We start from the raw sequence: 22,608 nt of genomic DNA on the forward strand, positions 1-22,608 counted from the left end.
AGCTCGAACGAAAGCTTTGTCCGCAAGGACACGCGAGCTCCTCGCGAAAGGACACATCGAAGACGGCCGCGCAACGAGTCACGCTTATTAGCAGAGTCCAGAGGGTGCTAACCTTCTGGTTCCCCTCAGCGGAGGGGGAAGGGGGAGGGAGAAAGGCGGGTTCATAAGGGCGAAGCCCTTTACATCCACCAGGTTATCCGATGCACATCGGAAAGTTGCCCCATGTTTACGCCGGGCGGCTGCACGCGGATACAGGCAATCAGGTTGCACCAGCCCTATAGGCGGACATCCGCTCACGGTCTAATAATGAGAGGCAAGACGATAAAGGAGGTAGCGAGAGATGAAGCAAGACATCGTTGCTTCGGCGGGCCCTCCCGCAATAGGGGGCGCGGATGGCAAGTCCGGCAAACTGCTGAAGGATCTCATACGGGACAAGTGGTTATATATGATGCTGCTTCCCGGCGTGTTGTTTTTTCTGATTTTCAAGTACGTGCCGATGTACGGACTATTAATGGCGTTCCAGGATTACAAGCCGTTCACCGGCTTCATGAACAGTCCGTGGGTCGGACTCAAGCACTTCGAGCGTTTCTTCTCGGAGCCGCAGTTCGGCATGCTGTTCCGGAACACCGTCATCTTGGCGATCTACAACCTGGTCTTCTTCTTTCCGCTGCCGATCATTCTGGCGCTCATGATGAACGAAGTCCGGCACGCCAAGTTCAAGTACTTCGTGCAGACGTTCGTGTACATTCCGCACTTCGTATCCTGGGTCGTCGTCGTCGGCATCTTCTATATGCTCTTCACGACCGAGAACGGCATCATCAACGAGCTGCTCTATCGCCTTATCGGCGACAAAATCGCGTTCCTGCTCGAGCCGGAATGGTTCCGGACGATGATCATCTCCCAATCGATTTGGAAGGAGGTCGGCTGGGGGACGGTCATCTTCCTGGCGGCGCTGGCGGGCGTGGATCTGCAGCAGTACGAGGCGGCGCGGATCGACGGAGCCGGACGCTGGCGGCAGCTGTGGCATATTACGCTTCCGGCGATACGCAGCACGATCATCATTTTGTTCATCCTTCGCCTGGGCAATTTCCTGGACTCGGGGTTCGAGCAGATCTTCCTTATGCTGACGCCGACGAATCGCGAGGTGGGGGAAGTGTTCGATACCTATGTGTATACGAAAGGCATGACGCAGGCGCAATACAGCTACAGCGCGGCCGTCGGATTGTTCAAATCGGTCGTCGGCCTCGTGCTCGTCCTAGGCGCTAATTGGCTGGCGAAGCGGTTCGGGGAAGAGGGCGTGTATTGATGCAGCCGATCCGGAAGAAAGGAGTCATTCGTAATGACGCAAGATAAAACGCTCGGCAATCGCATTTTCGACGCGGTCAATAGCTTCACACTGCTCGTCATTGCGCTCGTATGCGTGCTCCCGTTCGTCTATGTAACGGCGATCTCGTTCACCAGTCCCGCGGAGGTGGCCAAGGGCGGTTTGATGCTGTGGCCGAAAGAGTGGTCGCTGGCCGCCTACCGGTATATTTTCTCCACCGATACGTTATTCCGCAGCATGCTCGTCTCCATCTATATCACGGTCGTGGGGACGCTGATCAATTTGCTGTTCACGTCGCTGATGGCCTATCCGCTGGCCAAGACTCACTTGCGCGGCCGGCAGACGATCCTGCTCGGCGTGCTCATTACGATGCTGTTCAGCGGCGGGATGATTCCGACGTACTTCGTCGTGAAGGAGCTCCACCTGACCAACACGTTATGGTCGCTGATGCTCCCCGGCGCGATCAGCGCCTTTAATCTGATCGTGCTCAAAAATTTCTTCCAGCAAATTCCCGACGGATTGGAGGATTCGGCGCGGATCGACGGCTGCAACGACGTAGGCGTGCTGTTCCGGATCGTGCTTCCGTTGTCGCTGCCGGCGATGGCCACCTTCGGGCTGTTCTACGCGGTCGGACACTGGAATCAGTTCTTCAACGCCATTCTCTATATCAACGACAACCGTCTCTATCCGATCCAAGTGCTGCTGCGGCAGATCGTCATTTTATCCCAGAGCAGCATTGGCGACACGTCGATCGAACAGACGGAGATTCAGCCGCTGACGATCCGGATGGCCGTCATCGTATTCGCCACCGTGCCGATTTTGCTCGTGTATCCGTTTCTGCAGAAGCATTTTGCCAAAGGAGTCATGCTTGGTTCGGTCAAAGGTTGAAGCTACGAGGATAAACGTAAGGCCGCGCCGCGTAAAGTACCGCGTTCCGCTATGAAGTCCATGCCGCCCCCCGCGCGGCAGCGGACTTTGCATAGATCACAATCCGATATGAGATGACGGAGGGGTTAGGTATGGGGAAGAAAATAACGCTCGTCTTAGGGAGCGCGCTGCTCGCAAGCACCGTGTTGACCGCATGCAGTTCCGACACGAACAACAATGGTCAGGCTGCGAACGGCAACGCGCCGGCGACGGGCAACAATCAGGCGCCTGCGCAGGAGGAGAAGCCTTATGAAATTACGTTCGCTTCCCATCTCCCGGGCGAAACGCCGGCGGAAGACAATCCGTTCGAGCAAGCGCTGGAGAAATACACGAATACGGAGCTGACGATGCAGTGGATTCCGAATTCGGGCTACGACGACAAGATCAACGTCATGATCGCCTCCGACGAATTGCCGACGATCGTGAAGGTCAGCTACGTCCCGAATATCATCAGCACGATGCAGAACGATATTTTCTGGGAAATCGGCCCGTATCTGAAGGATTACAAGAACTTGGCCGCGCAGCCGGAGACGTATTACAACAACATCAAGGTGGACGGCAAGATCTACGGCATTCCGGTGTTCCGACCTGTCGGTCGCGCGGTGCTGCATTACCGCAAAGACTGGTTCGACGCGAAGAGCTTGACCGTGCCGAAGACGCTGGACGAGTGGTACAACGTCATGAAAGCGGTTGCCGAGGGCGATCCGGATCAGAATGGCAAGCGGGATACCTACGGCATGATGCTGGACAAAAACTATAACCAAGGCACGGCTTCCATGTTAACCCGGCTTAGCGTCTCGCAAGGCGGACCGAACAAGTGGAAGGTTGACGATCAAGGCCATTTCACGCCGGAATTTATGACGGACGAATTCTTCAATACGATGAAGCTGTTCAGACGGCTGTACGAGGAGAAGCTCATCAATCAAGACTTCGCGGTGAGCGACGCGACCACGATCGACAAGGCGTACGAGTCCGGCCGCGTGGCCGTTCGCATCTCAGGCGGCAACGCGCAGTCGATGCAGACGAATCTGGAGAAGGTCGTGCCGACGGCCGTGATGGACGCGGTCGGCTTGGAAGGACCGCAGGGCATCCGGGTGCCGGGCGAGAACGGCAACGCGGGCATCTTGACGGTGCCGAAGTCGTCGGTCAAGAACGAAGAGGAGCTGAAGCGGGTGCTCACGTTCTTGGACCAGCTGCTCGACAAGGAAATGGTCAATCTCATTAATAAAGGAATTGAAGGCAAGCACTACAAGGTAGAAGGCGACGTGACGGTTCCGCTCGACAAGGACGCCGATGCCAAGGAAGTGAAGCCGTATCGCGACGTGCTGCTGCAGCGCGGCGAAGCGTACAACATGGACCGGCCGATGCAGCAGACGCCGTTGTTCAAGAAGAATAACGAGGTCGTCACGGAGAACGAGAAGCATGCGGTGCCGAATCCGGCGCTTACGCTGCTATCGGCCATGTACACCGACCGCGGCGCCGACCTGGAGTTGATGATCACCGACGCCGAGACGAAGTTCATCATGGGCAAGATCGACGAAGCCGGCTGGCAGGCGGAAGTCGAGAATTGGAAGAACGCTGGCGGCGCGCAGATGATGGAGGAGTACAAGGAAGCGTATCTGAAGGTGAAGCCATAGACTTTCGTCAACGGCAACACGAGAGAAAACGAAAACCGAGGAGGATTCACGTTGCTCAAAAAAATGGTTCCTTTGACTTTGGCCGTCTCCATGGTATCCGGCCTGCTGTCCGGTATCGCGGCCGCCGACGCGCCGCAGACCGCGTCGGCCACGGCGACCGTGTTATTGCCGGCTTTCCCCGGCGCCGAAGGCGGTGGCATGTATACGACGGGCGGACGCGGCGGAGAAGTGTATGAAGTGACGACGCTGGCGGATTCCGGGCCGGGCTCGCTGCGGGAAGGCGTCGCCAAGAGCAATACGACGATCGTCTTCCGCGTCGGCGGCACGATTCACCTGCAGTCGCCGCTGAAGATTACCGGATCCAACCTGACCATTGCCGGACAGACGGCGCCGGGCGACGGCATCACGGTGTCCGATTACGCCACCTATTTCGAAGCCGACAACCTCATCGTGCGCTACATGCGGTTCCGGCTCGGCGACCGCTATATGAGCGAGGACGACGCGTTCGGCGGACGCTATCATAAGAACATCATCATCGATCACAGCTCGTTCAGCTGGTCCGTGGACGAAGTGCTGAGCATGTACGTCAACGAGAATACGACCGTGCAATGGTCGATCATCTCCGAGAGCATGCTGATGACCTCTCATCAGAAAGGCCGGCACGGATACGGCGGCATTTGGGGCGGCAACAACGCGTCGTTCCATCATAATCTGATCGCGCACAACGTGAGCCGTAATCCGCGTTTTGCCGGCTCGCCTGGTTTTCCGGTTGATATGTACAACAATATCATCTACGACTGGGGCTTCTTCTCCGCCTACGGGGGCGAGGAGGGCAACTACAACCTGCGCGACAACTACTTCAAATACGGGCCGAGCACGTGGCGTTCCGTGCGCGACCAAGTGTTCGTCGGCGTGAGCGCGAATACGCGAATTTACATCGGCGGCAACGTGATGGATGGCTCGCCGGAGGTGACCGCGGACAATTGGAAAGGCGTCGGCGACGTCGCGAATCCAGCGTCCGTCTTAAGCGAGCCTGTCCAGATGCCGAATCCGGCCAATCCGGAATCCGCGGAAGCGGCTTACGAGCACGTGCTCGCCTCCGCCGGCGCGATCGTGCCGAAGCGGGACGCGATCGATGCCCGGGTCGTGCAGGAGACGAAGGACCGCGCGGGGCGTCACATCAACTCCCAGAAGGAAGTCGGGGGGTATCTCGAGTTCCCGGAGACGGTCTCGACGCATGCGGACGATGACCATGACGGCATGCCGAATGAATGGGAGCAGGCGAACGGACTCAATCCGAACGAGGCCTCGGACCGCAACGGCATCCATGCTTCCGGATATACGAACTTGGAAGTTTACCTGAACGGCATTAAAGGGAACGGTTCGCTTAATCCGACGGCGGCCATCGTCTCTCCGGCTGATCATACGACGGTAACGGAAGGCTCCACCGTCAACCTAAACGCGACGGCATCCGATCCCGACGGCAACGTGGCGAAGGTGGAATTTTACGCGAACGATCAGAAGCTGGGCGAAGATACGACGGCTCCCTATTCGTTCGAATGGAAAAACGCGCGGGACGGCAGCTATTACGTGACGGCTCGGGCGATCGATGACACGGGCACGGCGACGCAGTCCAGCAATGTCGGGATTCACGTGAACAAGATGGGCAGCACCCAGCCTTGGAAGTCGGCCGACGTCGGGACGCCGGGGATCAAAGGCCATACCCAGCTGGGCGAGAGCGCATCGGATGTGACCGTCAAGTCGGCTGGCGATATTGGCGGCCGCGAGGACCATTTTCAATACGCGTACCAGAAGCTGACGGGCAACGGCGAGATCGTGGCTCAAGTGCATCGTATCACGGCGACGGACGACGAGTCGGAAGCCGGCGTCATGATTCGGGACAGCTTGGATAAGAGCGCCAAATTCGTCGCGCTTATGGCCTCCTATGTGAAATATGGCAAAAAGAGCATCGTGCTGAAGCGGCAATCCGATGGCGGCCAAGCGCAGCGAGTCGAACCCGAAGCGTTCATCAACACGCCGTATTGGATAAAGCTCGTTCGGTTAGGCAACCAATTCACGGCGCTAGCCTCGATCGACGGCATGGATTGGGCGGTCGTGGATTCGTCCGATATCACGATGGGGGAGACCGTCTATTTCGGCCTGGCTGCGGATGCTTCCAAGGCGGACGACGACGTGAACAAATATAATGCTTCCGTATTCTCGAACGCGGCCGTAAAGCCGCTCGACGCGGATTATCCGCTTGCTCCGACCGGGGTACAGGCGACGGCAGGCATCAAGTCCGTCAACCTGACCTGGAACGAAGCGCAATCCGCGGCAGCCTACAACGTCTACCGCGGCGAAATTCCGGGAGGTCCGTTCGCGCAGATCGCGGAGGGCGTGACGGCGACGACGTACGCGGATGCCGGACTTGCGCCGGGCATGACGTATTACTATTACGTGACCGCGCACAACGCGAAAGGCACGAGCTTCAACTCGGACGTCGTCAGCGCGATTGCGGAAGGCGATCCCGAGACGCTCTATATGATCGACGACGATTTCGAAGACGCGGCGACCGACGCGACGCCGGAGGGGTATACGTTCGCGCCCGTACCGGCGGATGCCGACCATAAGGTCGTAGCCGCCGCGATTCCGACAGGCACGACGGGTAATGCCTCGTCCAAAGCGCTGCTGCTGTACGACAACGCGGTCGGAAGCTCGGAGCTGTTCCGCAAATTCGCGCCGCAGACCGGCAAATTCGTCTTTGAGGCCGATCTGACCTCGCCTGGTTGGCCGGGAACGTCCACGGTGCTGAACCTGCAGGACGAGAACGGCACCAAGACGGCGCTGTCCATCCAGCTTCGCAAGCCGACCGTTCCTGCCGCGGAACCGAATTACACGCTAGTGTATAAGCGGAACGGCGCGGACGTGAAGCTTGTCGACCCGCCTGCCAACAACCAGTGGATCAACCTGAAGATCGTGGCGAACGTCGCGGCCCAGACGGCCGACATCTTCATCGATAACAAGCTCGCGGCGGATGACGCGCCGCTCGAGGCGGATTTCCGGACGCTGGGCATCGGCCGCCTCTCGGCGAAGACGCCGGGCACGGGCAAGGGCACGATCTACTATGACAACGTGAAGCTGTATGTCGAACCGGTCGAAAGCCCGAACGGGCTGTCCGCGCTTCCGGGCAACGGCAAAGTCCAATTGGCGTGGACGGCGGCCGAAGGCGCGTCCACCTATGCGATCAAGCGGAGCGAGACGGACGGCGGACCTTACGCGGAGATCGCCGCGGGAGTGACGGACGTCACGTATATTGACGAGTCGGTGCAGAATGAGACGACTTACTACTACATCGTGACGGCGGTCGGGTCCACGGGCGAGAGCGGCCCTTCCAATCAAGCCGTCGTAACGCCGTCCACGGCTGCCGTCAAGCCGGCGGCGCCTGCGGGACTTGCGGCTTCGCCGCGCAGCGGGCAGGCGGATCTGCAATGGCAGGCCGTCGACAACGCGATTCACTACACGGTCAAGCGGAGCGCGAATCCGGAAGGCCCTTACGCGAACGTCGCTTCCAACATCGCCGCGACGACGTATCGGGACGGCGGATTGGACAACGGCACGACGTACTATTACGTCGTTACCGCGTCGAGCATCGGCGGGGAGAGCGACAATTCCGCCGCCGCGACAGTCACGCCTGCGATGGAGCTGAATACGCCGGTCGTTACCGCTACCGGGAATGCGACCGGCGTGCAGTTGACGTGGGAGAGCATCGCGGGTGCCGCCTCGTATGAGATCATCCGCGCGGATTCGCTCGGCGGACCCTATACGGTAATTGCGGACAACGTCGCCGGCACGACGTCCACGGACGTCGGTCTGACGGATGGTCAACCGTATTACTACAAGGTCGCCGCCGTGAACGACGCCGTGCGCAGCTTGGCTTCCAATCCGGTAGGCGCTCGTTACGTGGCCAATGGCGACTTGCCCGCGGTTCCGTCCGATCTGGCCGCGACGCCTGGAGATGGCAGCATATCGCTGCGATGGGGAGCTGTTGCCGGCGCGTCAACTTATACCGTGAAACGAGGCGTATCGCCATCCGGCCCGTTCGCGGTCGTTGCGAGCGATCTGACGGAATCGGCTTTCGCGGATTCGGGCTTGGTGAATGGCACCGCTTACTATTATATCGTCTCGGCTTCCAATGCGGCGGGCGAGGGCGGATCGTCGGCTATCGTTCGCGAGGTGCCGGCTGTAGTTCTTACGGTCGCGGCTGACGGCAGCGGACAATATACGAAGGTACAGGATGCGATTAACGCCGTGCCGAACAATAGCGCGGTGCCGACGATTATCCGGATCAAGAACGGGACTTACCGCGAGAAGCTGGACCTCTCTTCCGCCAAGACCAACGTGCGCATGATCGGCGAGAGCCGGGAAGGCACGATCCTGATCTATGGCGATGCCGCCAGCACGCTCGATGCCAACGGCAACCCGCTCGGCACCTCGAACAGCTACAGCTTCCGCGTGCAGGGCAGCGGATTTACGGCGGAGCATCTGACGATTCAGAACGATGCGGGCATGGACGCCGGTCAAGCGGTGGCGCTCTACGCGAACGCGGATCGGCTGACGTTCCGCGACGTTAGCCTGAAGGGACACCAAGACACGCTGTACGCGAACAACGGCCGTCATTATTATGTCGATAGTTATATTGAAGGCACGGTCGATTTCATCTTCGGCAACGCGACGGCCGTATTCGAGAACAATACGATTCACAGCTTGAGAGGTGGATACGTTACGGCGGCATCCACGGGCGCGAGCAATACGGGGTACGTGTTCGTGAACAGCCGGATTACGGCGGACGAAGGCGTGACCGGCGTAGCGCTCGGACGGCCATGGCGCGGCGATGCGAACGTAATCTATATCAACAGCTACTTGGGTTCCCATATTACGCCGGAAGGCTGGAACAACTGGGGCAACGCCAACAACGAGAAGACGGCGCGATACGGCGAGTTTGCCAGTTACGGACCGGGCGCGAATCCGAAGAGCCGGTTCAGCTGGACGAAGCAGCTGACCGCGGAAGAAGCAGCCGTCTATGCGAGCGATAACCTTCTGGCGGGAAGCGACCAATGGAATCCGAGGCAAGTATATGGATATGCTGTCGAGGATATGAGTAACAACTCGCCTTCGATCCAAGTTCAAGGGCCTTCGTCGGCCACGGCCGGCGGGGCGGCATTCGACCTCGGATACGGGCTGGCTTCGGTGGAAGAAGACGTGCTCGCGCAAGATATTGGCGTGACGTTCGACGCCGATCAGTTCGAATTCGTCGGCGTCGTTTCGGTGGACGAATCGAAATTCGTCGTCGTCGATCACGCCCAATCTCAACCTGGCAACCTGCGCATACTCGGCGTTCATGTCGGCGAGGGGCAGACGACACCTAACGGCAAGCTGCTCAAGCTGACGTTCAAGGTTAGAGCGAGCGCGGTGCAGGGCAACCAGACGATCGCATTTGACTTGACCAAAGCTACTGGCGAAGGCGTCGAATCGCAGATTCCGAGCAAATCGTTCACGATCAAAGTATCGGCCGTCGCGGATAAAGCGGCGCTTAACGCGCTTATCGCGAAGGCGCAGCAAGCGCACGACGCCGCCGTAGAAGGCAGCCGGGTCGGCCAATATCCGGCCGGCGCGAAGGCGAAGCTTCAAGCGGCGATCGATCAAGCGCGAACGGTGGCCGCGAACGATGCCGCGACGAGCGCGCAAGTGGAACAGGCGATCCAGACGCTGGATGCGGCGCTGAACGTCTTCCAAGCCTCCGTTATCGCGAACGTGCCCGGCGACAACAACAACGACGGCAGCTTGACGATCGGCGACCTGGCGCTGATGGCCAAGTCGTACGGCAAGACGAGCGCCGATGCGCAGTGGGAGACGATCAAGCAGCGCGATTTGAACGCCGACGGCAAAATCGATATTGTGGATTTGACGATGATGGCGCGGCAGATTATGAACTGGTAGCGGAATAAGGCACGCGGCGATGGCTGCGAGTCGCAGAATGAGAGGAACCCCATGTCTTGTTGGAGACATGGGGTTCTTTGTATTGGCGGATTCAACTATTGAACGGAACACTAGGACACTTCAATAGAGAACAAACAGCACTAGGCTTTCTTGACTTCATTGGCGTATAGTGGAAATAGGAACTTGCTAGTCACAATCAGGGAATGGGGAGTTGCACATACAACGCCAATTAGATCGTTTAATCGCAGAGAACGCAATCGATGACGCTATAGTTATCATTCAATCCATCGGTAATATGAAAGAAGCTTCCCTATTGGATACGTTAATTAAGCACTTGCAGTCAACAGAGAATAATAAATTGAGGAATGAAATTGCGCTGGCTCTGTCGGATATCGGACACAACGCAGCGGTTGAACCAATAATCGAAGTCTTAGTCCGCCCGAAAACCAAGGGGAGCAGAGGGACCTTATTATATGCGTTAGAAAATCTCGAGTATTTCTCTCATATCGAAACCATAACCGGCTTTATTGGCGACGATACCTTCGAGGCAAGTTTACAATCGTTGTTGTTGTTAGAACATGTAATCGATAATCTGTCTGACGTTGAGAAAGAAAGGTGTCGGAATATCATTGAACCGAAATTGAAGAAGAAAAATAACGAAATTCTCGAAGAGGCGCTTGAACGATTAGCCCAAGGTTCTTTGTTTCTTACGTAATAGGTGGTTTAGCCTAGTTCGCCGCGTCCCGCGCGAAAGGATTCCTCGATCGACTCGCTTGTGATTAAGCTTCCATAGCGTAAATATACATGAATATCGAACAGATCGCCGAGGGACAAGGTATTGCGTTGACGATGATGGGGGTGCGAGATATACTTTGGCTATCTATACGAGGTAAAACTTGGCATATGGCAAGTAACTCGAACAGAGAGTCGGTGGAATCATGAAGAAGATCCGATCGTTGTTCGACTTCCGGTTGAAATCGGTCTCTTTTTTTCTGCAGCTCGTGATCGGTTTTTTAGGTATCATTCTGCTGCTGGTATCCTTGACCCTATACGCCGTATCGGTACAGAAGAACAACGTCAGACAGGAAGTCGTCAAATACAATACCCTCTTGCTCCGCAATACGATGGACAGCTACGAGAAACATTTCAAGCTGATCGAGAAGCACATGCATGTGTTCTATTACAGCGATTACGTCCAGCAGCTGCAGCGAGAACCCCACTATACGAATTCCCCCGAAGTCATCAAGAACATTCAAACTTGGGTATCCAACCCCTATCTTTTCATTGACAATATCGTCTTCTATTCGAATAAACATCAGTTCGTCTTGGAGAAGGGCACCACGACGACACCCGATATTATGTTCGACGTGTTCCTTGCCAGCGAGCGATATCCCAAAGGATTTTGGGCGGAGCAGTTTGAAGAAACGTATAACAGCCGGGTTTTCCCGGCCGACCGCTTCTATACGAATTTGTTTCGGAGCCGAGCGAGCGAGCTTGGCGAATACATCCCCATCGTGTTCAAACCCGGCCGAAGTCAAGATTTCTACATGGCGGTGTTCCTGAACGCCAAGAAAATGTACGAGGCCTTCCATCAGTCGAGCAACGAGGATTTGATCATCTTCAACGAACAAGGAGATACGATATTCAGCCGAGCGGGAAGCGAGTCCGCGGTCCCGCTGCGCGAGCTGAAGCCGCAAGGCGAACCCTACTTCAGCCGAGCCGATCAATACTTCTTCTATATGACGGGCAAAGACAGCCGGATGACGTATCTTCATCGGCTTCCCGTATCCGACTTGGCTTCTCAGACCAGGTTAAACCTGACGATGGTGATGGTGATCGTAGCGGTCGTCTTGTTGAGCATTCTCATTTCGTTCCTCCTAGCCGCGCGCATGAATACGCCGCTCAAGCGGTTGATTCAGTCGATTCGAGGAGCGAGCGATTCCGAGCCTTACCGGTCGCATATTCAGGAGTTCGATTTAATCGGCAGTCAGATGAGCGATAAGAAGAAGATTTTGAAGCAGTGGGCGTTTATCAATTACTTGAAAGATATTCGAAACCAAGATTCCGAAACCGCCAAGCTCGACTTTTCGGATAAGGCATTCGTATTCGTGCTGTTTCATGTCGTGGAGAAGCACGCCTCGTCCGGCGTTCGCGGCTCGTTCCCAAGCTGGCTGTATTACATCAAAGTATTCGTCGAAGTCGGATTCAGCCGCAGTTTCCCGGAAGCGGTGACGATCCAAATCGAACACAACCAAATTCTAAGTCTCGTCTTCCTGGAGGACGAGCATCATCTGCGGAAGCTAAGAGATCAGCTGGACGAGATGAAAATCGTATTCGACCAGGATCGGGACAGCGGCGTGATTACGATCGCGATGACTTCCACGTTCCATCACTTCAATCAGGTTCCGACTGCCTATAAGGAAGCTCATGAGCGTGTCGGCTATCGCAGGTTGATCGACGAAACGCAGATTGTGGACACGTCTTCGGTTATAACGGAGGCGCTCGGGTTCTCGCCAGAGCAGGATAAAGAATTTCGAGCCAATCTAAAAGCCGGGAACGCCAAAGCGCTAACCGAGCTGCTGGAGCGCTTCTTCGCGCAGTGGCGCGACTGCCCGATTCATGCCGGCGCCTGGCTCAGGTTTGCCGAGACGGAGATGGTTCGCATTCGGCAAGCGCTATCCTACGACGTGATGAATCCATCCACCTTGGACGAAATTCTGGCGAACGCGGAGGAGAAGCTTCAGCGGTGCGTGACCGTACACGAGCTGGAGTCGCTGCTTGCGGATTGGGTGAAGCGGATCGCGGAGGTCATTCAGCAGAAGAAGGAACGGAAGGATGCCATTATCTCTTTCGTCATGGAATATGTCGGCGCGAACTTGGAGCACGACATCTATTTGCAAACGTTAGCCGACAAGCTGAATATTAGCAGCGGTTATTTATCCTCTTACTTCAAGGAGAAGACGGGCGTCAATTTGGTGGAGTACATCAATGAGACCCGGATCCAAAAAGCGACGGACCTGTTGGCGGATAGTCAACTGAAAATTCAGGACGTGGCAGAGGCGGTCGGTTATCGGAATATTACGTCCTTCAACCGGATGTTCAAGAAATATACGGGTCTCAAACCGAGCGACTTCCGAAAAAACCGGGAACCGCGGTCGGAAAGCATGTGAATGAATAATGGCGGCAGGCGTGCTGGGGCTAGCTCCCTGAACCTGCCGTCATTTCTTTATAATCGGCGCGTAGCGGGTCGTAGTCGGCAAGAGTGGCAGAGTGGGCTTATTTACGGAACCTTTATCTTTTTTTCATATGTGTAAAATCGTATCGGTTACTAAGCGAACAGCTTATTTACCGGGCCCTCGCCCCTCGCCTATGCTGGAATGACCAAAGGGGGGATATGGGTTTGCGTCATCTTCGATGAAGTGAAAGCGCTCAACATTCCATGAATGAGAAAAGGACGGGGTTCTATGAAAAATGCGAAGTTTGCCTTCCTTGCCGTCATCTGTATGGTTCTGCTTCTCGCCGCTTGCAGCAACAGCAATAACAACACGAAGCCGGCGTCAACGCCATCGAAGACGGACCAACCGGCCGCGACGCCTGATGACTCATCAAACGAACAACCCAAAGCTTCGGATAAGCCTGCTTTGCCTGAACCTGCGACGATTCGCCTCTTTACGGAGAATTCAACCGCTTGGCCCGTCAAGCCGGATTGGGGCGTCTGGAAATGGATTAAGGAAGAGACGAATATTACGATCGAACCGGTGCTCGCGACAGGCCCCGAATCGTTGGCGCTGGCGATTTCTTCGGGCGATATGCCGGATGTGCTGTCCGTCTTCCCCGGCGATGTGCAAAAATACGGCCCGCAAGGGGCTTTCATCGATCTGGCCCAACATCTGGACCAAATGCCGAACGTCAAAGCTTACTTGGACAGCAAGCCCGACGTGAAGGAGCGAGTGCTGTCTCCGACCGGAGAAATGTTCAGCATCCTGAACGATGGCGCCGGCGAAGGCAGTCAGACGGTCTGGATGTATCGCGAGGATATTTTCAAGAAACATAATCTCGCGGAGCCCAAAACCTGGGACGACTTGTATGCCACGGCCAAGAAGTTGAAAGAGCTCTATCCGGATAGTTATCCGTTCGCCTTCCGCCATGGATTGAACACGCTGAACTTTATCGGGCCTTCGTTCGGGATTTATCCGGAGATGCATCCGGATGCGAAGGATCCGAGCAAAATGAAATACGGTCTTCAGGATCCGGCCGCCAAAACGATGGTGGGGATGTTGAACAAGTTTCTGGAAGAAGGCCTGATCCCGCCGGATTGGCTCACGATGGACTATAAAGCGTGGGCGCAGTTCATGACCACGAACAAGTCGTTCATCGCCGTTCAATTCATCGGCCAAATCGAAATCATCAACAGTCAGCTTGCGGAGGGGACTCTCAAGTTTATGGTGCCGCCGATCGGAGCGGGCGACCAGCCATACTTGGCGAAGAGCGGTTTCGAGAACTATGGTCTGGCCGTATCGTCGACGACGAAGAACCTTGACGCGTCCCTGCGCTATCTGGATTACATCTTCTCCGCGAAAGGCCGGGACATTCAGAGCTGGGGCAAAGAAGGGGAGACCTACACGGTCGAAGGCGGCAAGCGGAAGTTTAATGCCAACTACAAAGAAGCCAATGATTTGCGTGTCCAATCGGGTATTCAGACCGCCGGCACCTACGGGTGGTTCGATTTCGAGGCTTGGCTTGCGCTGGTGAAAGAGGAGGAGCAAGCTTCGTACCGGGAAGCGCCGAAATATCGGCTCAACGTGTCGAATATCCTGCCTGTGTTAACCACGGAAGAGGCGGCAACCGTCTCGGTGCTGAACGACCAGATCTGGAAGTTCTGGACGGGGGAAGTGACCAAGTTTATTTTCGGCGATCGGGACATGTCGGAATGGGAGACGTTCGTGAAGGAGCTCGACAAGTACGATATTGCCACCATTCAATCAACCTACCAAACCGCCTTGGATCGGCTGCTGGCCAATACCAAGTGAACCTAAGCTATAGGGCCATATCGATAACGCACGGTATGGCCCTGCTTCACGATCAGGAGAGGGGGACGGTGTCTTGAAATCATCCATCATCAAGCGGTTCAAGCGCGATCGGATCTATCTGCTGCTGCTCGTCCCTTTGCTGCTCTATTACGCCTTGTTCAGGTATGCGCCGATGTTCGGGATCGCGGTGTCCTTTTTGGATTACAACCTGTTCAAAGGGTTTTGGGCCAGCGATTGGGTCGGACTGAAACATTACAACATGTTCATCAACAATCCGGACGCATGGAATATCATTCGCAATACGCTTGTGCTTGGCGGGTTAAAACTCTTGTTTTTGTATCCGGCGCCGATCATACTGGCCATTCTGTTTCACGAGATGCGTTGGAAGAAGTACAGAAGGTTCGTGCAGACCGTCAGTTACATGCCTTTCTTCTTGTCCAGCGTCGTCGTCTCCAGCATCCTGATCATGCTCTTGTCGCCGAGCACGGGATGGATCAATCAACTCATCGTATCCTTGGGATTCGAGCCGATCTATTTTTTGCAGCAATCGGAATGGTTTCGTCCCATCTATATCGGCTCCGACATTTGGCAGCATGTCGGTTTTGGCACGATCATTTATTTGGCCGCGTTGTCCTCGATCGATCCCCAGCTCTACGAAGCCGCCAAGATCGACGGAGCGGGAAGATGGAAGCAGACGCTTCATGTTACGCTGCCCGGCATCGTGCCCGCGATGGTGATCGTGTTTATTTTGCAGATTGGCGGCATATTGGAGCTTAGCTTCGACAAGGCCTTCCTGCTCGGCAATACGGCGACGCTCGAAACATCGGATATCATTTCGACTTACGTGTACCGTATCGGCATTCTGGGGGGCAGCTTTAGCTACGCGGCGGCGATCGATTTATCCATGGCCGTCATTTCATTCCTCTTTATCTACTCCGCCAATAAAGTCAGCCGTAGAGTGGGGGAGACGAGTTTATGGTGAAGCTGAAGCGGATCAGACTCTTCGACGTCGTCAATTTCGTGCTGCTCGCCATCGTGGCGTTCGCGTCCCTGTTTCCCTTTGTCCATATGGCCTCCGTTGCCCTCAGCTCGCCGGAATACGTCATTCGCAACGAAGTCGGGTTGTGGCCCAAAGGCCTGCAATGGGATGCCCTAACCGCCGCGGTCGGAGACGAGCGGCTGTGGATCGGCTACCGGAACACGCTGCTGTACGTGGTGCTGGGCACGAGCATCTCGATGCTGGTCACCATGCTGGGCGCGTATTCGTTATCGCGAAGAAACTTGCTGCTTGGGCAGCCCATCATGATGCTGATCGTCTTTACGATTATGTTTAACGGCGGGATGATTCCTTTCTATCTCGTGGTCAAGTCATACGGTCTATTGGATACGATCGGCGCGATGGTATTGCCCAATGCCATCAATACGTTCAACTTGATCGTGATGCGTACGTTTTTCCAAGGCATTCCGAAAGAAATCGAGGAGTCCGGCCGGATCGACGGATTGTCGGATATTCGATTGCTCACGTCCATCGTCATTCCCTTATCGAAGCCCGTGCTCATGACGATCGGTCTATTCTACGCGGTGGAAATCTGGAACAGCTTCTCGGCGGCGCTGCTGCTGCTGCGAAACCCGGACTTATATCCGCTTCAGCTGGTGATCCGCAATCTGGTCGTGGTCGGCCAGGCAGGCGACGTGCTGGAGACCACTTCAGCCTCCGGCCGAAGGGTCGTGCTGGAATCCTTGAAATATGCGCTGATTCTACTGGGCTGCCTGCCGATTATCATGGTGTATCCGTTCATCCAGAAGCACTTCGAGCAAGGCGCGTTGATCGGTTCCGTGAAGGGTTAATGCGGGGCAATGCCGCTGCCGTGCTTACAGGAATGATGCGTGTCCCGGGAAACGAAGCGAGGAGGTACGTATGCGCAAACCAATGGTTCATCGTATAACGCTTGCGATCGCGACAATCATGGCGAGTTTGTTCTTGCTGGGCACATCGGCTTCGGCCGAAGGCGAGATGCCGCAATGGCCGACAACGACGGGCGGATTGACGATGCCGTTCCTGCCGGAGGACCAATCGTCTAGCAGCCAGAATCCGCCGGACTTCCGCTGGGCCTATATCGAAGGCGCTTCACGTTATCACGTTCAAGTCGCCCGAAGCGCCGATTTTGCGGCGGTCGCCTATGAGTCGTCCGCGATTTCGACGAACTTCTATAATTTCCCTGAGGTGTTCGCCACCGGTACCTGGTTCTGGCGAGTGAAGTACGAGCAAGCGGGAGTATGGTCGGCATGGACGGCGCCGAGGCGTTTCCGCATTGAAGAGAACGCGTTTCCCTTTCCTGTCCCGCCAGTGGATACGATTCGAGCGCGCATCAGCTCGGATCATCCTCGCATCTGGACGAATGACGCGAATCTGGCGGAGTTCCGCTCCTATTCCTTGACGAAAGGGAAGACGCTTTACGATGCCAAGCTGGCTAAAGTAACCGCCAATATAAACCCAAACGTGACGATGCCGGTCGATCCAGGCCCGAGTCATGATGATCTTTACGTGACGGTGTCGATTAACAATATGTGGGATGCAGCCTTCGTTTATTTAATCTCGGATAACCCTGCTGTCGGCGAGAATGCGAAGAAACAGCTATTGAATCTCGCCAAGTGGGACCCGATAGATGGCCGCACGAGTCATGCCAAGCAGAATCAGTGGAATCGATCGATCGCATACAAGTCGGCTATGGCCTATGACTGGCTGTACGGCATACTAACCGAGGCGGAACGAAAAGAAATCGCGGACATGGTTGCGATTCGAGCCCAGGCCATGGCGGACGCTCTCTTTCAAACCACGCCAATTGTGGAAAACCCCTACCAATCCCATGGGTGGACGGGACTCGGCTATTTGGGAATTGTATCGATCGCCATGATGGACGATATACCGGAAGCCGAAGACTGGTTTCGCAAAACAATCCCCTTATATACTAATTTGCTGGCGCCTTGGGGCGGGGATGACGGCGGCTATAGTCAAGGGACCGGCTATTCGCAGTGGGGATTGCTGTCCAGCAAAGAGTTCATGGACGTCCTTCTGCTAGCCAATGGTTTGGATTTGTATGATAAAGCGTATTCAAGGCATCAAGTCAACTTCCCGTTGTATGCTTATCCGAACGGGTCGCCTAGAGGCGTGTTCGGGGACGACAGCGAATACGTGCCGCACGGTCCGAATGTCACGACGTACAAACGGCTTGCGGAAAAGTACAACAATCCGTACATGCAGTGGGCGTATTTGAACAACGGTTCGGCTCCATACGATTTCTTGAACGACTACTTTCATGGCGACCCATCCATAGAACCGAAGCCGCCGGTCGCGCTGCCGAGAGCCTACTGGTTTAAAGATACGGGCTGGGCGGCTCTGCACTCCAATCTGTATGATAAGGAGCGCGTGTCCTTCTACTTCAAATCCAGTCCGTACGGAAGCTACAACCACAGCCATTCGGATCAGAACAGCTTCATTCTGAACGCCTTCGGGGAAACGCTGGCCTTGGACAGCGGCTACTACGATGAATATTATTCTCCCCATCATGCCTCCTATACGAAACAAACGTTTGCCCATAATGCGATTACGTACGACGGCAAGAAGGGACAGCCTTTCGACACGATCGACGCCAAGGGGAAAATAACCGGATTCGTCACCCACCCGGACTTCGACTCGGTAAGCGGCGACGCATCCGCGGCTTATGCCGGAGCTTTATCCAAGGCTGAACGACATATCATTTATGTCCGTCCTTCCATGTTCGTGACGATTGATAACCTGGCGTCGCCCCAAGCCGGAGGCTCTGCCTTTACATGGTGGCTGCACGCGGAAGAGAACCTGAGCGTGGATCACGATCAAGCGGGCGCGACGATCAAGAAAGGAAAAGCCGCCTTGAAGACGAGGATCCATGCACCCGGGCAAATGAGCGCCGTCTATGAGGAACGGTTTCTGGATGCGAATGGGGTGGAAAAAAGACCGGGCGTAAAAGCTGACGGGAGTCCCATCCGATACGCCGATAAGCCGAACCAACGACATGCCGCGTTTACGACGCCCAAGACGGGCAGCACGACCATCGTAACGACGATGGACGTGTATGAGAAGTCGGCTCGTCCGCAGAACGTGGTTTCGGAAAACCTCGGTACTTATGTAAAGTTAACATTCGAGGATGGCTCGCAAGTCTATGTGCGTCTTGCGCACACAGGCGAAATCGACACGGGGACGTACAGATTCAACGGCGCCGCGATCGCCGTCAAGGGAGATACGGTGCTCCTGGTGTCGGGTACGAAGCTCGTTCGCAATGGCGTGACGTTGATCGAGAGCAGCGCGCCTTCGACGATTGTGTACGGCAAGAAGCAGCTGATGGTCATGAGCGATGCGGACAGCACGCATTCGTTATACGCTCCCGGAATTACGGCGGTTAGAGATGAGCAAGGCCAGGCCATACCGAATGCCGGAACCGCTGCCGCCAACCTATCGGCAAGAGGGCTGTATTGGAGCGCGGCCAATGACAGGCTGTCCATCCAAATTCAGAAGGGAAAGTATGCGTTAAAGCTGAACGATGCTGTAGTGCCCGGGCCGTTAGCGGATATTCCTTTGCAACTGGTGGTTGACGGGGCGTCATCGGCGCTGCAATTGAAAGCGCACCAGGATTTGGACGGCCATCCGGTCGGATGGGGGAAACTGCCCATTCAAGAAGGGCTGTACGAAATCATCGAGAAATCGCCTGGACTATTATTCGAGAAGTACAAAGAGAACGTGTTCTACTCGGAAGACAATCCTTCCGTCATCATTTCAGGCGCTTCCGGCGTGTTGAAATTAAAGAAAATAGGTTCGGATCAGCTGACGCCGACAGAGGTGAGAGAAGACTTTAACCAGGTCCGAGATACGTTGACAGTGTGGCAGGAAGCGGAGTTGTTTACAGCAACGGGAGGAAGCGGATCCTTCAGAATCTATCGAACGCGTCCTTTCTTGTCCGACGGCGCAGGCGTAAGCAACTGGTTGAATAAAGGACAATGGATCAAATGGGAACTCGATGTGCCCCATCAAGGGAAATACGACTTCGTCGTCAAATACGTAGCAGGCTGGGATGCCCCGGCCAGCAGACTTCTGCAAGTGGGCGATCAGGGATACAAAATCGATGTGCCGGCTACCGCTGGCTTCGGAGGGGCGGAGAGCGAATGGAGATCGCTTCGCGTCCGCATGAATCAGGAGCTGAACCCGGGTCCGGTCGAAATCACGATGTGGCATGCCGGAGGCGGAATGAATACGGATTGGATCGGCATCGTGGAGGTGAAGGAGGACGAGATTCGGCCGACGGTTCCCGGGAACGTAGCCGTTGCGTCGGTCGACGATACGACGGCCCAAGTGACGTGGGAGGCTTCCACGGATAACGTAGGCGTAAGCGGTTATGTCATCTATGCCAACAACGCGGAAGCGGGCAGGGTCAATGCGCAAACGCTAACCTATCAGCTTACCGGTCTTGTACCCGCGACGGAATATAAGATCACGGTTAAGGCGGTTGATACCTCCGAGAATTACTCGGTATCCAGCAGCATCGCGTCGATCATGACGACGGACACCGCCCCGCCGGCATGGAACGACGGGACCTTGAAAGCCGCCCTCGTATACGGGGATATGATCAGGCTTGCATGGGACGGCGCCGAGGATAATTCCGGGGCGATACACGCGTATGAGGTGTACCGAATGGAGGGGACGGCACGGATGCTAATCGCTTCGGTTACCGGCCGGGGGTATGATGTATTCGGGCTGCAGCCAGGCGGGAACTATCGATTCCAGGTCGAAGCGTCCGATAGGAGCGGGAATCAATCGGTCACGGGTCTCGCCATCAACGTAACGACTAAGGCAACGGAATCGACAGAAGGTTTCTTCGATACGTTCGACCTCGTACCGGCAGGCGAATCGCCAAGCATGACCGGCTGGTCGATCGTCGCGCCCTTCGGCAAAGCCGCGGTCGAAGCGGCGCCAGGGGGTACCGGGAATATGTTGAAATTGGAGGATAGGGATTACGATAATTCGAGCCAGAATCACGAATACCGCCAAGCGTTCGTCGCGAACCGAAGCTTCGCCCCGCTGAGCGGAAAGCTGGTGTTCGAAACGAAATTCAAATTTAGCAAGCTTAGCAGCGATCACGGGAATTTCAATGTCGAATTGATCGGCAACGGCAAGACCGCGGCTCGATTAACGGGATTCAGCGACGGCAGATTGGGCTACTGGGTCATGGAGAACGGCGCAGCCGCGGCGCAATATGTACCGACCGGTTCGGCGTCCTATACGAATCCGAGCGACCAATGGATCGATGTTCGAATGGAAGTGGATACCGAACTTCAAACCTACGACCTCCTTCTGACCTCCGAGTCGTTCCAAACTTGGCCGGCTGTATCAGGGGGGAACGGCGCAACGGGTGCGGGAACCATCCGCGTATCGGATATACCCTTCTATAACAACGACGTAAGTCTATCGAGTCTCGACACGGTCAAGATTACCGGGAGCAGATATACAGGGATTTACCAATTTGATCACGTTGCCCTGTTTAAGGACGAAGCTTCGGAGCCGACTTCGGAGGCAGCCGTTATGCTTGCGGCACCCGAGCAAGTCGATACGTCCGGCGAGTTCGAGGTTGCGATCGGACTACGGGATGCGCCCGGGGTCGCGGCGCAAGATATGCTGCTGGATTACGACGGCGAGCGGTTTGACTTCATAAGCGCGGCCGCTATGCGCACGGGCACCGTGGTGACGATCGCGGAGGAGGATGAAGCCAGCGGAACGGTGAGACTGCTATCGACGAATATCGGAACGAACACTGAAGTGTACGACGAGCCGAATCTGCTGAAGATCACGTTCAAGGCGAAGACGTTATCGGGTTCCGGCGTAATCGCCGTAACCGAAGCGACTGTAGCGGATACTGGCGGCAACGAAACTCAGATCCACAATCTGCCATCCGTTGCGGTGAGCGTGATTAATCCGGTGCCATTCGCGGGCGTCGTGTTTAAGGACAGCGACGGCAACCCGCTGAGCGGCGGTACGGTCACCTACTACGATAATGGTTGGAAACCCTACGGCGTGACGGATAGTTCGGGAACGGTCAGCAAGCCGATCGCGAACAAGGCGCATACATTCCGTATGACCTACCAAGGGACGTACCAAGACGTGCAGCAGAATATCGCCGAGAAGCCTACGGTCGTATTCCGGACCGTCAAGGTGAAGGCGCAGTTGAAAGACAGCCAAGGTCGTCCATTGGACGGCGGGACGGTTACTTATTATGCGGCAGGATGGAAACCGCTAGGAACGACCGTCGGAGGCGAAGCCGCGAAGGAGCTTCTGCCCGGAACGCATACGTTTCGAATGACCTACCAAGGAACTTCCCAAGATGCGAGTCAGGATACCGGCGTTCAAGCCGCGGTCGTATTCCAGACCGTTAAAGTGAAAGTGACGTTGAAAGACGGTCAAGGCAATCCGTTGGACGGCGGAGTGGCGAAGTATTATGCAAGTGGCTGGAGGCCATTCGGTACGACCGCGGGTGGGGAGACCGTGAAGGAGCTGCTGCGCGGAACGCATGCATTCAGCATGACCTATGCGGGAGCAACTAGTCAAAAAATCCAGAATATAGGAACGGATTCAATCGTCACCTTCGTGCAAGGGGAATGAGTAAGCACT

10 protein-coding genes are annotated in these 22,608 nt (G+C 55.8%); all 10 read left to right on the top strand.

Annotated features, from left to right (window positions below; translation table 11 throughout):
• Positions 1–340: 340 nt before the first annotated feature.
• The 10 genes from BCM02_RS00460 (at position 341) to BCM02_RS00505 (ending at position 22,599) form a co-directional block, all read left to right on the top strand.
• Complete coding sequence (locus tag BCM02_RS00460; protein WP_148927095.1) at positions 341–1,306, top strand: ABC transporter permease; 966 nt, start codon at positions 341–343, stop codon at positions 1,304–1,306.
• A 33-nt stretch (positions 1,307–1,339) separates the two neighbouring features.
• The gene (locus BCM02_RS00465) at positions 1,340–2,212 is read left to right on the top strand and encodes a carbohydrate ABC transporter permease (RefSeq protein ID WP_148927096.1); all 873 of its coding nucleotides are present in this window, start codon (positions 1,340–1,342) and stop codon (positions 2,210–2,212) included.
• Positions 2,213–2,343: 131 nt separating this feature from the next.
• Entirely contained in the window at positions 2,344–3,888 is a 1,545-nt protein-coding gene (locus BCM02_RS00470) for an extracellular solute-binding protein (RefSeq protein ID WP_148927097.1), read from the top strand.
• A gap of 51 nt (positions 3,889–3,939) precedes the next feature.
• Positions 3,940–9,885 carry a pectinesterase family protein gene (locus tag BCM02_RS00475; RefSeq protein WP_187433934.1) on the top strand — a complete coding sequence of 1,982 codons (5,946 nt, stop codon included), beginning with the start codon at positions 3,940–3,942 and terminating at the stop codon, positions 9,883–9,885.
• Positions 9,886–10,096: 211 nt separating this feature from the next.
• A complete protein-coding gene (locus BCM02_RS00480; protein ID WP_148927098.1) occupies positions 10,097–10,600 on the top strand; it encodes a HEAT repeat domain-containing protein in 504 nt (167 codons plus the stop codon).
• A 223-nt stretch (positions 10,601–10,823) separates the two neighbouring features.
• On the top strand, positions 10,824–13,055 hold the full coding sequence (locus BCM02_RS00485) for a helix-turn-helix domain-containing protein (protein WP_148927099.1): 2,232 nt from the start codon (positions 10,824–10,826) through the stop codon (positions 13,053–13,055).
• A gap of 294 nt (positions 13,056–13,349) precedes the next feature.
• Entirely contained in the window at positions 13,350–14,915 is a 1,566-nt protein-coding gene (locus BCM02_RS00490) for an extracellular solute-binding protein (protein ID WP_187433935.1), read from the top strand.
• Between the two features lie 73 nt (positions 14,916–14,988).
• A complete protein-coding gene (locus tag BCM02_RS00495; RefSeq protein WP_246183126.1) occupies positions 14,989–15,897 on the top strand; it encodes an ABC transporter permease in 909 nt (302 codons plus the stop codon).
• Positions 15,891–16,763: a carbohydrate ABC transporter permease gene (locus tag BCM02_RS00500; RefSeq protein ID WP_148927102.1), complete on the top strand. Its 873-nt coding sequence runs from the start codon at positions 15,891–15,893 to the stop codon at positions 16,761–16,763. The genes BCM02_RS00495 and BCM02_RS00500 overlap by 7 nt, the downstream gene beginning before the upstream one ends.
• 70 nt (positions 16,764–16,833) lie before the next feature.
• Positions 16,834–22,599 carry a DUF4962 domain-containing protein gene (locus tag BCM02_RS00505; RefSeq protein WP_148927103.1) on the top strand — a complete coding sequence of 1,922 codons (5,766 nt, stop codon included), beginning with the start codon at positions 16,834–16,836 and terminating at the stop codon, positions 22,597–22,599.
• The last annotated feature ends 9 nt before the right edge of the window (positions 22,600–22,608 follow it).

Origin of the sequence: Paenibacillus methanolicus (assembly GCF_008124765.1) — a bacterium.
GTDB classification, from domain to species: Bacteria; Bacillota; Bacilli; order Paenibacillales; family Paenibacillaceae; genus Paenibacillus_Z; species Paenibacillus_Z methanolicus.

What these genes read in the sequence shown, in the direction of transcription:
- BCM02_RS00460 (WP_148927095.1), top strand. Translation starts at nt 341, where the DNA reads ATGAAGCAAGACATCGTTGCTTCGGCGGGCCCTCCCGCAATAGGGGGC.
- BCM02_RS00465 (WP_148927096.1), top strand. Translation starts at nt 1,340, where the DNA reads ATGACGCAAGATAAAACGCTCGGCAATCGCATTTTCGACGCGGTCAAT.
- BCM02_RS00470 (WP_148927097.1), top strand. Translation starts at nt 2,344, where the DNA reads ATGGGGAAGAAAATAACGCTCGTCTTAGGGAGCGCGCTGCTCGCAAGC.
- BCM02_RS00485 (WP_148927099.1), top strand. Translation starts at nt 10,824, where the DNA reads ATGAAGAAGATCCGATCGTTGTTCGACTTCCGGTTGAAATCGGTCTCT.
- BCM02_RS00490 (WP_187433935.1), top strand. Translation starts at nt 13,350, where the DNA reads ATGAAAAATGCGAAGTTTGCCTTCCTTGCCGTCATCTGTATGGTTCTG.
- BCM02_RS00500 (WP_148927102.1), top strand. Translation starts at nt 15,891, where the DNA reads ATGGTGAAGCTGAAGCGGATCAGACTCTTCGACGTCGTCAATTTCGTG.
- BCM02_RS00505 (WP_148927103.1), top strand. Translation starts at nt 16,834, where the DNA reads ATGCGCAAACCAATGGTTCATCGTATAACGCTTGCGATCGCGACAATC.